The sequence below is a fragment of the Streptomyces sp. NBC_00286 genome, assembly GCF_036173125.1.
Lineage (GTDB): Bacteria > Actinomycetota > Actinomycetes > Streptomycetales > Streptomycetaceae > Streptomyces.
Map to the genome: position 1 here is coordinate 6596661 of NZ_CP108054.1, position 14755 is coordinate 6611415.

Consider the following 14755-nt stretch of genomic DNA (forward strand, 5'->3'; position numbering starts at 1 on the left):
CGATTTGCGATCTTCGTGGGTTCATCCTTCGCTGGAAGGGTCCGTTGGTATCCGGAGGGGATCGCGTGATCTCCGTCATCAGCCGTGGCCCGTGAGAGCGCGGGCGGCGTCGCGCATACGGGCCGGCCTGTGGACGTCTGCTCGGAGTCCCGGGCCCGCCATGCGGTCGGGCATCACATGTGGAGGCGGACGTATGCAGCAACCCACAGACCCGTCGAGGCAGTACGCGGCCGACGACGAGGAACGGTTCCGGCTGCTGGCGAAGAACTCTCCGGACATGGTCTTCCGGCGGACGCTCGACGGTGTCTTCGCGGAGGTGTCCGCCGCGGGGCAGGCACTGCTCGGCCGACCCGTCGAGGACATCGTGGGGACCTCGATGGAGTCCTGGGTGCACCCGGGCGATGTGGACGACTTCGAGGGAGCGGAGCGCGACCTGCACCGTGACGGGCGGGTGGTGGTGTGTCTGCGGCTGCGGCGCGCCGACGGGGACTGGCTGTGGACGGAGACCACGTCCTGGGTCGTACGGGACGCGGCGGGCAAGCCCCTCGAAGTGCGGGGATTCATCCGCGAGGCGGAGGGACAGCGGCGCCGCGAGGAAGCGCTGCGGCTGCTCCAGGACCAGGCACGCTCGGTCATCGAGACCGCCCGGGACGCCTTCGTCTCCATCGACGAGGAAGGCCTGGTCATCGACTGGAACCAGGCCGCGGAGAGGCTGTTCGGGTTCAGCCACCGCGAGGCGATGGGACGCCCGCTGACGGAGACGATCATCCCCGAGCGATACCGCGCCGCACACACGGCCGGCCTACAGCGGGTGCTGGCCGGCGGGGAGACACATGTGATGGGCCGCCGGATCCAACTCGAAGCCCTGCACCGGGACGGCCACGAGATACCGGTCGAACTGGAGGTGTGGCGGCTGAAGTCGGCGAAGGCGCGCTGCTTCAACGCCTTCGTCCGCGACATCAGCGAGCGCAAGCAGGCCGAAGCCGCCGTGGCGGAGGCCCGCGACCAGGCGATCGGCGCGTCCCAGGCGAAGTCCCAGTTCGTCGCCTCCATGAGCCATGAGATCCGTACGCCCATGAACGGGGTCCTCGGGCTCAGCAACCTGCTGCTGGACACCGCGCTGGACGCCGAGCAGCACCGCTACGCCGAGGGCATTCAGGCCGCCGGCTCGGCACTGCTGTCACTGATCAACGACATCCTGGACTTCTCCAAACTGGAGGCCGGCAGGCTCGAACTGGACGAGGTCGCCTTCAGTCCCCAGTCGCTGGTGGAGGAGGTCACCTCGCTCGTGGCGCAGACCCCCCAGGCCCGCGGTCTTGAACTGCTCAGCGACTGCCATCCCGACCTGCCCGCGACGGTGCTCGGGGACGCCGGGCGGCTGCGGCAGATCCTGCTCAACCTGGCGTCCAACGCGGTGAAGTTCACCGAGTCCGGCGAGGTCGTCCTGCGGGCCTGCCCGGCCACCGACCGGCCCTCCGCGGCAAGCACGCCGTGGCTGCGCTTCGAGGTGTCCGACACGGGGATCGGTATCGCCGAGGCCGACCAGGAGCGCATGTTCGACGCGTTCTCCCAGGCGGACGCCTCCACCACCCGCCGCTACGGAGGCACCGGCCTCGGGCTGGCCATCTGCCGCAGGCTCACCGAGGCCATGGGCGGCACCATCGGCGTCACCAGCCGACTCGGACAGGGCAGCACGTTCTACTTCACCGTGCCGGCCCGGACCCCTGATACGCCGCAGCAACCCGCGGCGCCGGTCCAGCCCGTCGTGCTGCGCGGGCTGCGGGTGCTGGTCGTCGACGACAACGACACCAACCGGCTGATCCTCGACACCCAGCTGCGCAGATGGCACATGCAGCCGACCGCCGTCGCGGGCGGCCCGCAGGCCCTGGTGGCCCTGCACGAGGCGGCAGCCGCGGGACGCCCCTTCGACCTGGCCCTGCTGGACATGCATATGCCCGACATGGACGGCCTGGAACTCGCCCGCCGGATCACCACGGACCAGACCCTCTCCCGCGTACGGCTGCTGATGCTCAGCTCCAGCGCACCGCTGCCCGCCGCCGAGCTGACCGCGGCCGGTATCGCGAAGAGTCTGCCGAAGCCCGTTTCGCAGTCGCAGCTCGTGGACGCTCTGGTCGAACTCATGAGCCAGAAGCCGTCGGTGGCCGTTTCCGCCCAGGCACTCGCACAGGCACCGGCACGGGCGCCGACCCCTTCCGCACCCCAGCCTGCCGACCGCGGCCATCTGCTGCTGGTGGAGGACAACGAGATCAACCAGATGGTGGCGCAGGGCATGCTCACCAGCCTCGGCTACAGCCTCGACATCGCCGCCGACGGCATCCAGGCACTGCAACTGACCGAGGCGCACGCGAAACCCCGCTATCAGGCCGTACTGATGGACTGTCAGATGCCCCGGATGGACGGCTACAGCGCCACCCGGGAGCTGCGCCGCCGGGAACGCGGCAGCGGCCGTCATCTGCCGGTGATCGCCATGACCGCCAGCGCCATGTCCGAGGACCGGGAACGCTGTCTGGCCGCGGGCATGGACGACTACATCTCCAAACCCGTCAGCGCCGACGAGCTGGAACGAGCGCTCGCCCGCTGGGTACACCCCACCGGCTCACAGGAGGACAGCGACGACCTGCGCGCCTCCCTCGAAGAGCGTCTGAACGAACTACGGGGCGCAGGCACCCCCGCCGAGCACGAACTGGTCAACCGTCTTGTGGACCACTTCCTCGTCCGGGCACCCGAGATGACCAGCGCCCTCTTCCACGCCCTTGACCACCACGACACCTCGGAGACCGCCGAGCAGGCCCACAGCCTCAAAGGCGCCGCCGGCAACATGGGAGCCCGTAGCCTCGCCGCCTGCTGCGCGGAGCTGGAGGAGCAGGCCCGGGCCGGGGACTCCGCCCCCCTGGCCCAGATCGCGCCCCGGCTCCAGGACGAACTGGACCGGACCTGCCTCATCCTCGAGGCCCTCCGCTCCCAGCCTCCGGGCCACGGAGGCGAATGATGCTCCATCACCGCTCTCCGGCTCCCGGCGGCGGCAGGCAGGTACGCGCCGTGGGCAAGCTGCAGGCCTGGCTGCCCTCCCGCCGCGAGGCGGTGGCCTGGGCGTATGTGACAGCAGGGGTGGCCGTGATCGTCACCTTCCTGGTCACCTCCTCCCCGGTGCGCTATCTGCTGCCCGTGCTGGTTTCTGCCTCGGTTGTGCCCGCGATCGCCGTGGGCGTGGCCAGGAACAAGCCGTCGTCTCGCCTTCCGTGGTGGCTGTTCGCCGCGGGGATGGCACCGTTCGCGGCGGCGGACACGATCTGGGGTCTGTACCAGGTACGCGGCGACGAAGTCCCGTTCCCGGGCGTGGCCGACATGCTCTACCTGGGCAGCTATCTGTTGTTCACTGCGGGCCTGGTGGCGCTGGCCCGGCGGGAGGCGGGTCGTCTGCACTGGGCGGGCCTGCTGGACGCGGGCATCGTCACGCTCGGGTTCGCCACCCTGTTCTGGGCGTTCATCTTCGCCCCGTACCTGCGCAGCGAGCTGTCCGCATGGCCGCTCGCCGTCTCGATCGCCTATCCGGCCACCGACCTGTTGCTGCTGTCCGTGGCCGCGCGGCTGATGTTCACCACCGGCTCGCGCTCACCGTCGTTCCTGCTGTGCCTCGGATGGCTGGTCGTCCTGCTGGCCGCCGACGGCCTCTATTACGGGACGCAGGCGACGACCGGGACCGCGATCGCGGAGGACGTGTCCGAGGTGGGATGGATGCTTTCCGTCCTCCTGCTGGGGGCCGCGGCACTGCACTCCTCCCTCGCCCGGCCGGCTCTCGCGGCGGCGGCCCAGGAGAGGATGCCGCGGCGCAGACTGTCGATCCTGATCGCGCTCATCCTGATGGGCCCACTCATCGTGCTGGCCAATGTCGGCGGCATCCGGGACCAGCCCGTGGACGTCACCGTGATCGTGGGCATGATGGCGGCCTTGTCACTGCTGCTGCTGTTGCGCGTCGCGTTCCTGGCTCAGTTCGCGCAGAGCCGGGCCATCGCCCTCGCCGCCTCACTGCGGGAACAGTCGGTGCTCCAGGAACAGCTGAGCCATCAGGCGACCCACGACCCGCTGACGGGTCTGGCCAACCGGGCGCTGCTGAACGAGCGCCTGGAGTCCGTACTCGGCCGGTGTTCCGACGATTGCGGCGCCGGACTGGTGATGCTCGATCTCGACGGCTTCAAGGAGGTCAACGACACGCTGGGACACCCGGTGGGCGACGAACTGCTGGTCGGCGTCGCACACCGGCTGGCGGGCAGGGTCCGCGACCAGGACCTCGTGGCCAGGCTCGGCGGCGACGAGTTCGCCCTCCTCGTGGAAGGCGTCGACGAGCGCACCCTGCACGACTACACGACGCGGCTCCTGGACGCCTTCACCGACCCGTTCATCCTCGCCCACGGCCATCCGGTCCAGGTGACCACCAGCATCGGAGCCCGCAGCATCACCAAGCCGACGGCGCCCACGGAAGCGCTCCGGGACGCCGACACGGCCTTGTACAGAGCGAAGACGGCGGGCAAGAACCAGGCCGCTTTCTACTGAGGACCTCCGGCAGGGGCGCCGACGACCACGGACGCGGTACAGGCGCGCCCGTGGTCGTCGGTGAACGTGACGATCTCGCTGCCGTATCTCTACGGTCGGCCCTCACCGGGAACGACGTGGAACGCGTCGAGAACGAGCTTCCCCGACTTGAGGACGAACTTCGCCGTGTGCTTGCCCTCGGGCAGGCCGCGGAGCTTGTACGTCGCGAGGCGCTTGTCGACGGCGGAGGTCTTCGCGTCCACCGCGACCGGCTTGCCGTCGACGTAGACATCGAGAACGGCGCTGCCGTCGTTGCCGCCGATGACATCGATCCCCGTACCGGTGAACGGGACGCTGAAGGACGCACCGGCGGCCGTGCTCGTCGACGTCGACCGGTACCAGTCCATCGCGTCGCCGAGTGAGGCCTTCCGGCTCCAGGCGCCGTCGTACGCGACCGAACCGTCCATGTTGTCGAGCTGGGTGCCGGTGTAGGGCGTGTACCCGTCGATCTTCTCGACCTTCAGGTTGTCGAAGCCCGTCTTGTAGAAGTCGCTGCCGAGCTTGACGCGGCCCTGGGTCTGCGGAGTCGGATCCTCGTACGTGGCGACGGCTTCCCCGTCGATGAAGGCCGTGACCGTCGCGCCCTTCGCCTCGATGGCGAGACGGTAGGTGTCTGACGCGGCGACCGTACCCGCCTTGATCGCGGTGCCGTACTCGTAGAACGTCCAGGTGCCGTCCGGGCGGATACGTACGTTGTAGGCGGCGTCGCTGATCGCCATGCCCTTCTGCTGGCGGACGCCCAGGGAGGCGAGCCCGCCCGCCGGGTCCGGGAAGGAGACGTCGACCGTGGCCTTGTAGCTCTCCCAGCGGAAGTCGCCGACCGTGGTGTTCGGCGTGTGCCGGTTCCAGGCGTGGGTGTCCTTCATGGACTGGTCCATGTACTGGTACAGCACGTTGTCGCCGCCCGCGTCCTTCCCGACCTCCCAGGCGCCGGTCTGGTCGACCATGTAGCGCGGCTGGTTGCCACGGGACGTCAGGTAGGGCTGAGAAACCTTGTGCGCGCCGTCTCCCGCGCCGACCCGGACCCTGCCCTCCTCCTCGTAGCCGAAGTCGTCGGCGTACAGGACGTCGTCGCGGGTGTTGCGCTTCTTGCCGGTGGCGTCGGTGTCGAGCACCGTACGGTCCCCGGACTTGGGCAGACGCTGCTTCGTCGCCTTGTCGCGGCTCTTGTCCAGCGTCGTCAGGGTCACGATCGACCGCGGCTTCACCGTGTACGTGTAGTAGCCGTCGCCGCCGGGCCGGATCTGGTCGGCGAGGTGCTTGAAGTTCGCGTCGTAGGCCTGCCCCGCGTCCGCCGCACGGGTCTCCCAGACCTCCATGGTCGGGTCCGAACCGAGTCGCATGTTCTCGGCCTTGATGCGATAAGTCTTGGCCTGGTCACTGTCGTTGACCACGACCGTCGAGAAGTCCCTCTTACGGGGATCCGCGAGCGTCATATAACTCGGGGCACCGTTCGACCCGTCGACGTTCTCGGTGCCGCTCACCCCGCTGTAACTGGCCTCCGGAACGGTGCGCCAAATACCCGCCGTGTTGGTGTCGTTCTCCCAGCCGGTCTTCGCGAACTGAGTGAAGTGCTGCATCACATAGAGCGCCGCGTCGTAATGGAGATAGCCCGACCAGGGATCGCGGGCGCTGACGAGTTCCTTGTGGCTGTACTGGGCGCCCTCGTAGAAGGACCCGATCGCCGGCTGGAAGATGTAGTGCGTCCGCTTGGAGTTGGCGTAGCTCTTGACGGAACGGTTCGCGAGGTCGAGGGCGCTTTGTACGCCGCCGATTCCGGTGCTCGCGCCATTGGGGCCTTCGGTGTTGTTGACGCGGTATTCGGTGTAGCCGAAGGAGCCGACGCCCTCGCTGTACCAGACTTCCTTGTCCTGGCCGTACGTGTTCTCACCGGTCGCCAGTTTTGTGTACGGCCGGTAGGTGGCGCTGTCGGGGGTGCCGTCCAGCCGGTCGTCGGTGGTGTAGTGGTAGCCCACCGCGTCGACCATGCCGAAGAGTTCGGCGTCCGTGAGCAGGGCGGGGCCGATGTTCTTCGTGGTGTTCTCGTCCGATGCGGTGATCTTGATGTCGCGGTACGCCTTCGCGGCCGCCTTCTGCTGCCGGGGCGTCAGTCCGTAACGCGGGTCGGCGAATTCTCTGTCGTTCACCAGCGCGTTCTTGTACCACTTGATGAAGGAGAGGTCGGGGGTACGCGTCTCGTTCTTGTCCGGGTTGACGTAGTCGACGATGTATCCGTATTTCTCGTACGCGTCGAGGATCGTCTCCTTGTACCACTTATACATCTCGTCGGTGCCGGTGCCCTTGTCCCATTCGTTCTGGACCCATTCGGGCATTTCCCAGCGGAGAATGGAGACTTTGAGATTCCGGTTGACCGTCTTGGCGTCGGCGGCCAGTTGAAAGCCGGGGGAGCGGGAGGAGTCGGCGAGTTCGTCCGGCGTGCGCATCGTCGCCGGATCGGAACCGGTCGACGTGTTCGTGTCCGTCCCCATCTCGATCTTGACGTGGTTGATCAGTGGATTCTTCCCGCCGAAAAGAACCTTGATGAGCTGCCAGTACCGATCGGGCTGCTGGGCCTTGTAGTCCATCAGCAGATTGGTCGTGCTGTTGCAGCTGAGCAGACCAAGTCCCTTGTACGTCAAGCCGTTCACGTTGTCGGCGCGAACATCGTTCCCGTCGACTATGACCTCGACGGGATCCTCCGCGGTGTGCGCGGCAGGGGCATTGACCACTCCGGCCGCCAGCGCCATGGCGGCAGCCGCGGCAACCGACCCCCACCCGAACCGTCTCTGCGTGCCCATCCGGCCTCGACTCCCGCCAGGGTTCGATATTTCGAACATTGTTCGCTCGCCGGAGGAACCGTAGGAGGCAAGCGCTTTCCCCGTCAATGCCCGTGACGAGACTGCTTCTTGGGCTTCCTGTGTCGGGTGAGGGGAGCCGGCGCCTCGGTCCGCTCGCTCGGCGGAGCCGTAGCCACGGACGGAGGGCGAGGCGGGAGGCTTCCGATTGCCGCTCTGTCGACGTGCCCTTAGTTTCGGGGCGTCGGGATATCCCGATAAGGCCGATATGACACTTATGTCGGCCTCCCTCGGTAGTGGTGAAAGGAGCATTCATGTCGGTGATGACCGGTACTCAACCCCAACAGCAGTACGGCACGCAGTTCGGCGCTCAGCAGGGCGGCCCGCAGCAGATCACCCAGCTGGTTCAGCAGACCATCCAGCAGGCGTGTCAGCAGACGGCCCAGCAGGTCGCGCAGCAGGTGCAGCAGACGTTCCAGCAGATCCAGCAGCTTCAGCAGCAGCTGCAGCAGCGGCCGGAGCTGGCTCAGCAGGCGCACCCGTACCTGGCGCTCGCGCTGCACCGCTCGCTGGCCGGGGCGGTCCGCCACGCCGTGGAGCAGTCCGTGCAGCAGGCGCTGCCGAACACGATCGTGGCCCTGCTCACGCAGAGCCAGCAAGGTCAGCAGGGCATGCAGGGCCAGGGCATGCAGGGCCAGCAGCAGTGGGGCGGCGGGTTCGGTCAGCAGTCCCCGCAGTACCAGCAGCAGCCCGGCTTCGGCTTCGGCCAGATGGGCCAGCCGTTCGGTATCGGCTGACGAGTAGGGCAGCGTGACGCGGTGTGCCCGGAGCAGCAGATTCCGGGCACACCGCATCACCTTGAACGGGCGAGCTGCCCTGTTGCCGGATCAGGAGCACCAGTTACGACGTAGGCGTGGTGAAGGTGGACGTAATGGCTAAGGAAAGGCCCGGAAACAGCGGGGCGAGCGGGTCCGAGGGTGGTGCGGGGGCCGAAGGACCGGACCCGGAGGGCAGGCAGGCGGAGCCGGGCGGGAAAGCCGCACGGTCACCGCACCCGGTGCAATCGCGCCGGGAGCGGTACATGGTGACGCCGCTGCCGCGGCATCTGCTCCCCCCAGGAATTCCCGAGCTCAGCATGGACCAGGTGTGCGACCAACTGGAGCGGATGCCCGAGGTCGAGGTGACCCGCAGGCTCCGGCCCTCGGAGAAACTGCAGTCGGCCGGGATGCCTCCCTCCTGCCCGGAGATCGCGGTCGTCGAGGTGCCCGAGTCTCAGTTGCCGGCGATGCGGACTCTGCACGTACATATCGAGCCGGACCTACCGCTGTCCGCGGCCCCACCCGCCACTGCGCCGGCCGCAGGGATCCCGCTGCGCGATCCGGGGCTGGTCATGCCCTTGGACGAACCCGTCGAGATCGCGCTGCGCGTCTGCGGCCCCGAGGGTGAACCGCTGGCCGGGGCGGGCGTGTTCCTGATCGGTTCGGCATGGCCCGCTCAGGGCGTCACCGCGGCCGACGGGACGGTCACCGTCACGCTGCCCACGGAGACCGTCCAGTCCATTCAGTCCCTGTACGTCCGCCCCGTGGGCGGCTACACCGACCGCTGGATCACTCGTCCGGACCTGTCGGCGACCGAGCAGAACCTGGTCACGCTCACGCCGCTGGCGAAGGCGTACCCGGGGCTGGAGGAGCGGCAGCAGTACGGCTGGGGCCAGCAGGCGATGCGGCTGGACCGGCTGCCTCCCACGTTCCGCGCCTTCGGGGTCAAGGTCGGGGTCATCGGGTCGGGTGTCGCCAGCGAGCATCCCGATCTGAAGCAGCGGGTGCGCTCCGGGGTCGATCTCGTCCGCGGTACGGAGGAAGGCTGGGCCTACGACCCGGTGGGCACCGGCACGCACGCGGCGGGCGTCATCGCCGGAGCGGACACCGGCAAGGGCGTCATCGGCACCGCGGTCGACGCCGAGATCGAGGTCTGCCAGGTGCTGCCCGGCGGCTGCTTCAGCGACCTGATCGCCGCGCTGGACCACTGCATCGAACGCGACGTCGACATCGCGCACATCGCCGTGGCGACGCCGTACCCCTCGGCGCTGGTCTCCCGCAAACTGGCCGACGCCAATGCGGCAGGGATCGCCTGCGTCGCCCCGGCGGGCGACACGGGCGGACCGGTCTGCTTCCCCGCCTCGCTGCCCACCGTGTTCACCGTGGGTGCGCTGGGGGTCTTCGGCTCCTTCCCGCCGGACACCTCCCAGGCCACCCACGCGGGCCCGCAGCTGACGCCGGAAGGGCTGTTCGCCGCGCCGTTCAGCTGTTACGGCCCCGGGGTCGACGCGGCTGCCCCCGGCGTTGCGGTCCTGTCGTGCTCGCCGGAGGGCGGATACGCGGCCCTCGACGGCACCGGTACGGCCTCGGCCCATGTCGTCGGTCTCGCCGCCCTCGTTCTCGCCCATCACGAGGACTTCCACGGCCAGTTGCTGCCGCGCGGACCCGGCCGGGTGCGGCACCTGTTCGAGATCATCGCCGCCAGCTGCCGCCCACTGGCCGCCCCGGGCACCATGGACGCCGCCCGCATCGGACGCGGCCTCCCCGACGCCCTCACCGCCCTCGGCCTGGCGCCCGGGGTGCAACTGGCCCCGGCTCTGTCTCCTTACGTCCCGACCACGACCGGGTAGGCCCACCCGCTAGGCGCACCCGCTAGGCCCACCCTCACTCGGCCGTAGGGCCGGTCGATGACGATCAACACCGGGATGCGCGATCAACGTGGTCGCGCATCCCGCTCGTACGGTGGTCAGCACCGACAGCATCTGTACGGCCCTATAGCCGCCCTGAGCTGGTTCTTTCTGGCACGGTCGCGGTGCCGCGGATTCGTCGGCGCCGGAGGGCGCTCCGGCCGAGTGCTCCCGGCCGGAGCCCGCGCATTCGTCGCCGAGGTGACGGACATCCGGGCGTGAACCCCGTCGGATCGTCGATGATTGTCGATGTAACGACAAATCAGACCCCCTGCCTCTAGGCTCTGACAATCTGTCACCGACAAGCCCATGGGGGTCTCGTGACACAACGCCCGCTCGCCGGATCATTCAGAGGGTTACGCCGTATCGCGGTCCTCACCGCACTCGCGCTGACCGTCCCACTGACGGCCACCACCGCCGAGGCACACAGCGGCGTGGAGGCCGCCCCGGGCAATCCCGTCATCGCCTGGAACATCCACGCCCAGACCGCCATCTACGACACCGCCAAGCAGTCGCCCACCACCAGCACCCGCAGCTTCGCCATCGTGCAGGGCGCCGTGTACGACGCGGTCAACGCCGTCGCCGGCCGTCCGTACGAGCCCCTGGTCAGCGCGCCCCGCAGCCGCCCCGGGGACTCCACCGCCGCGGCGGTGGCCGCGGCCGCCCACGACACGCTGCTGTGGCTCTTCCCGGGGCAGGCCGAGTCGCTGAACGCCCGGTACGACGAGGCGCTGGCCGCGATCCCCGACGGCCGCGCCGAGGACGGCGGGGTGGCCGTCGGCAGGGCCGCCGCCGCGGCGATGACCGAGAGCCGCCGTGACGACGGCTTCGACCCCACCGCGCCGTGGACCGTCGGCACCGAGCCGGGCGAATACCGGCTCACCCCGCCCGGCTACGTCAACGTCGGCGCCTGGGTGCCGAACCTGAAGCCGTTCGTCGTCCCCGACGCCGGCGCCTACCGGGTCAAGCCCCCGCCGGCCCTGACCGGCGCCGCCTGGGCCCGCGACCTGAACGAGGTCAAGAGCCTCGGCGCGGCCACCAGCACCGTCCGCACCGAGGACCAGACCGAGGCGGCGATCTGGTGGGACGACCCCCGGATGGTCGAATGGTCGATCACCCGGCAACTCGCCGACGCGCACCGCCTCAGCAGCCTCCGGACGGCCCGGCTGCTCGCCATGGTGTACGTGGCCTCCGCCGACACCCTGATCGCCTGCTACAAGGCCAAGGCGCACTGGAACTTCTGGCGCCCAGTGACGGCCATTCCGCTCGCCGGCACCGACGGCAACGCGGCCACCGATCCCGACCCGGACTGGACGCCGCTGCGGGTCACCGCCCCGTCGCCGGAGTACCCGTCGGGCCACGCCTGCTTCACCACGGCGGTCATGACGGTCCTGGGGTCGTTCTTCGGCCGTGACGACCTCACGTTCGCCGCGTACAGCCCCGCGTCCGGCACGACCCGCCACTACGACAGCCTTCAGGCGGCGACAGCCGAACTCCTGGAGGCGCGAATCTGGGCCGGCGTGCATTACCGCTTCGCCTCCGAGCACGGGCACCGGCTCGGGCTGGCGGTCACCCTCGACGTCCTGAACCGCGCCTTCCAGCGGCGCTGACGCGGCCGTCCCTTCATCCAACGGAGTTCCTCGTGCGACAGAAGGATCTTGGTCGATCTCCTGCCTATGGGGAACTCCGTTGCTGGCGTATATGCGGGGACTGCCTGCTCCGCTGGAGCGGAAGAACGGCTGGACGCCGGCGGAGGAAGCCGGGCACGCGGGTCAAAGGTGACGTGACTTGCGATAGCTCAGAGCAGTGTGGCGCCCCCGGCGGGGCGCGTAGCAGACGGATGGCGGTCTGAGCTGGGGTTTCCGGTAGGGAAGCTCATCGTTGAAGGGAGCTTTTGTCCTACGGCTCGGGGGAGGGCCGGGCGGTGAGGCGGTCCGGCGCGTGGCACGCGGCGGATCTGGAGACGTGGGTTCGGCGTACCGGCGCTCTGGTGGTTGCGGGGGTAGCGGCGTACGCCTCGTATGTCCATCAGCGGGAGTTCGCGCTGCAAGGCGGAGCGGACAGGACCAGCGCGACCCTCTGGCCGCTCTCGGTCGACGGCTTGCTGCTGTTGGCGACGGTCGGGGTTCTGAAGCAGTCGGCTGCGGGTGACCGGCGCACGCGGTATGTGGTGCGGCTGGCCTTTCTGCTCGGGATCGTCGTGTCCCTCGCAGCCAACATGGCCGCGGCGCCCGCCCTGGAGTGGAAGCCCGTCTTGGTGGCGGGGTGGCCGCCGGTGGCGCTTCTGCTTGCGGTAGAGCTTCTGGCCCATCGCTCCGGCGATCACGCCGAGGCCACTGCCGTAGATCCGTCCGGAGACGAACATGCCGATGTTGGTGATCCGCTACTGGCGCGCGCCCGGCAAGTGGACGCTCGGCACAGAGAGGTGCACCAACGGCCGGTGTCGGCGGAGTCGCTGCGTAAGGACTTGCGCATCGGTGCCGGGCGGTCAAGGCAGTTGGTGGCATTGGTACGCGCGAGCCGCAACGGGAGCGCTCGTGGTTGAGTACTGCTGGTTCCGAGTCCTTCGGCTCCTTCGCGAACTTCAAGGCACAGCTGTCCAAGGCGTCCGCGACCACGCAGGGTTCGGGCTGGGGCGTCCTGGCCTACGAGCCGCTGAGCGGCCGGCTGATCGTCGAGCAGGTCTACGACCACCAGGGCAATGTCGGCCAGGGCTTGACCCCGATCCTGGTCTTCGACGCCTGGGAGCACGCCTTCTACCTCCAGTACAAGAACCAGAAGGTCGACTTCGTCGAGGCCATGTGGCAGGTCGTCAACTGGCAGGACGTGGCCAAGCGCTACGCCGCCGTCAAGGAGCGTGGCGACAGTCTGCTGCTCGCGCCGTGACGGCGTAGAGCGCCTCGAGCCTCCTGCCTCGTGATCGTCTTCTCACCGTTCACCGGCAGGCGGCACAACGGACGGCTCCCGCAGGCCCGATGTCTGCGGGAGCCGTCCTGTTCCCGGCGGGGGGCGGCCGGTGATGTCGTCCCAGTGGAGCGTGCGGTCGCACCAGCGGTCCAGGAGCACTTGGTCGTGGCCGACGGCGAGGAGGCTGGCGCCGGTGGTTGCGCGGTAGTCCTCGACGGCGGCCACCAGCGCGGCGGTGGTGGACGCGTCCAGCATCGCGGTCATCTCGTCGCAGATCAGCCAGCACGGGCGCAGCACGAGGGCGCGGGCGAGGCAGGCGCGTTGGAGCTGGCCGTCGCTGACCTCGTGAGGGCGGCGGCCCAGGAGGTCGGGGGTGAGGCCGACGGCTATTGCCAGCTCGGCGACGCGTTCGGGGATCTCTTTGCGGCGGCCGCGCGCAGGGGTTCTGCGATCAGGTCGGTGAGCCGCAGCCGGGGGTCGGCGGAGAGTCGGGGCTGCTGGAAGACGACGCCGAACGTGGTGCGTTGGGTGCGCGGGGCGCGATGGCGCCAGCGTCGTACGGGTTCGCCGTCGAGGAAGAGGGTGCCGGAGTCGGGGCGGTGGAGAAGGGCGGCGACCCGGGCGAGGGTGGATTTGCCGCAGCCGCTGGGGCCGAGCAGGCCGACGGCCTCACCGGGTGCGACGGTCAGCGAGGCGCCTCGCACCACCGGGGCTTTCCTGTCGTATCCGGCGGTGATGGCGCGCAGTTCAAGCACGGGCGTCCTCCGGTACGTGCGGATGGTGGCAGGCGGTTCCGCCGGTCGTCGGGGGGAGGGTGGCGCAGGCTTCGGTGGCGCGCTCGCAGCGTGGGGCGAAGGCACAGCCGTCGGGGAGGTCGCCGAGTTCGGGTGGCATTCCGGGGATGGGGGTGAAGGCGCGTTCGTAGGGGTGCTGGGGCCCGGGGGTGCCGAAGAACGTTTCCGCGTCGGTGAGTTCGACGATTCGGCCCGCGTACATCACGGCCACGCGGTCGGTGATGCGTTCGGCGGCCGTGAGGTCGTGGGTGATCACCAGCAGGGCCCGGTCCGTGCCGTCCTCGCGGTCGATGTGGCGGCGGAGTTCGTCGACCGTGTGGTCCACCAGGTCGCGGTCGAGTCCGGTTGTCGGTTCGTCGGCGAGCAGCAGGGGCGTGTCGCCGACGAGGGCGAGGGCGGTGGCGGCGCGTTGGGCGAGGCCGCCGGAGAGCTGGTGCGGGTGGCGGTCGAGGTGGTCGGTGGGGAACTCGGCGCGCTCGGCTGCCCTCGGCGGCTTGCACGCGGGTGTTCCTGACGTGCGCTGTTGGAGGTTTGTCCCGACGCTGGTCACAGGCCCCGATCGCCGCGATTGCGGGAGGCGCCGTGTGGTTGTGGTTGCCTTGCTTGTGCCGGTGGGGATGCTGCTGCTGTTGATAGCGCTGGGGGCGTACGAGGACCGGCTGTTTCCTCCGTCTCAATCGCCCCCGTTGGAGGACGACGATTTCGAACAGACCGCATCGGACTGAGCCGATGGCTCCTGCGTTGGTGGAGGCGAAGACTGCAGCGACGCGGGGCTGCTCGCCCGGGTTGACTTCCATGGGCGTGCACGGACTCCGAGCGCCCTGCGGAGGGAGCCTGACCTGCGTGGGTCTGTCAGCAGAAGAAGCCCAGCCTCCACTGTCTGGGACACCACGTGGCTCGGAAACGGCCGGGCGTCAGGGCAG

Annotated in this window: 7 protein-coding genes and 3 pseudogenes; 7 read left to right on the top strand and 3 right to left on the bottom strand. The window is 69.2% G+C overall.

Annotated features, from left to right (window positions below; translation table 11 throughout):
• Window positions 1–193 precede the first annotated feature (193 nt).
• Both OHT21_RS30395 and OHT21_RS30400 read left to right on the top strand, forming a co-directional pair.
• Window positions 194–3010 (top strand): response regulator, encoded by a 2817-nt coding sequence (locus OHT21_RS30395; RefSeq protein WP_328771471.1) that lies wholly within the window; start codon window positions 194–196, stop codon window positions 3008–3010.
• A complete protein-coding gene (locus OHT21_RS30400; RefSeq protein ID WP_328771472.1) occupies window positions 3007–4572 on the top strand; it encodes a GGDEF domain-containing protein in 1566 nt (521 codons plus the stop codon). Before OHT21_RS30395 ends, OHT21_RS30400 begins: the two co-directional genes overlap by 4 nt.
• An 89-nt stretch (window positions 4573–4661) precedes the next feature.
• Here OHT21_RS30400 and OHT21_RS30405 read toward each other — a convergent pair whose 3' ends face one another.
• Window positions 4662–7409 (bottom strand): GH59 galactosidase, encoded by a 2748-nt coding sequence (locus OHT21_RS30405; RefSeq protein ID WP_328771473.1) that lies wholly within the window; start codon window positions 7407–7409, stop codon window positions 4662–4664.
• 311 nt (window positions 7410–7720) lie between these two features.
• Between OHT21_RS30405 and OHT21_RS30410 the strand changes: the two genes are divergently transcribed.
• From OHT21_RS30410 to OHT21_RS30430, 5 genes and pseudogenes are all read left to right on the top strand, one after another.
• Complete coding sequence (locus OHT21_RS30410; RefSeq protein WP_328771474.1) at window positions 7721–8203, top strand: hypothetical protein; 483 nt, start codon at window positions 7721–7723, stop codon at window positions 8201–8203.
• A 284-nt stretch (window positions 8204–8487) separates the two neighbouring features.
• Window positions 8488–10074: a S8 family serine peptidase gene (locus tag OHT21_RS30415; protein ID WP_328771475.1), complete on the top strand. Its 1587-nt coding sequence runs from the start codon at window positions 8488–8490 to the stop codon at window positions 10072–10074.
• Between the two features lie 377 nt (window positions 10075–10451).
• The gene (locus OHT21_RS30420; RefSeq protein WP_328771476.1) at window positions 10452–11741 is read left to right on the top strand and encodes a vanadium-dependent haloperoxidase; all 1290 of its coding nucleotides are present in this window, start codon (window positions 10452–10454) and stop codon (window positions 11739–11741) included.
• Between the two features lie 314 nt (window positions 11742–12055).
• A complete protein-coding gene (locus OHT21_RS30425; protein ID WP_328771477.1) occupies window positions 12056–12676 on the top strand; it encodes a DUF2637 domain-containing protein in 621 nt (206 codons plus the stop codon).
• Window positions 12673–13017: pseudogene (locus OHT21_RS30430) on the top strand (Fe-Mn family superoxide dismutase); the annotation flags it as partial. The gene OHT21_RS30425 and the pseudogene OHT21_RS30430, both read left to right, overlap by 4 nt.
• A gap of 42 nt (window positions 13018–13059) precedes the next feature.
• Here the strand turns inward: OHT21_RS30430 and OHT21_RS30435 are convergent.
• Both OHT21_RS30435 and OHT21_RS30440 read right to left on the bottom strand, forming a co-directional pair.
• Window positions 13060–13793: pseudogene (locus OHT21_RS30435) on the bottom strand (ABC transporter ATP-binding protein).
• A pseudogene (locus OHT21_RS30440) lies at window positions 13786–14316 on the bottom strand (ABC transporter ATP-binding protein); the annotation flags it as partial. The pseudogenes OHT21_RS30435 and OHT21_RS30440, both read right to left, overlap by 8 nt.
• Between the last annotated feature and the right edge of the window lie 439 nt (window positions 14317–14755).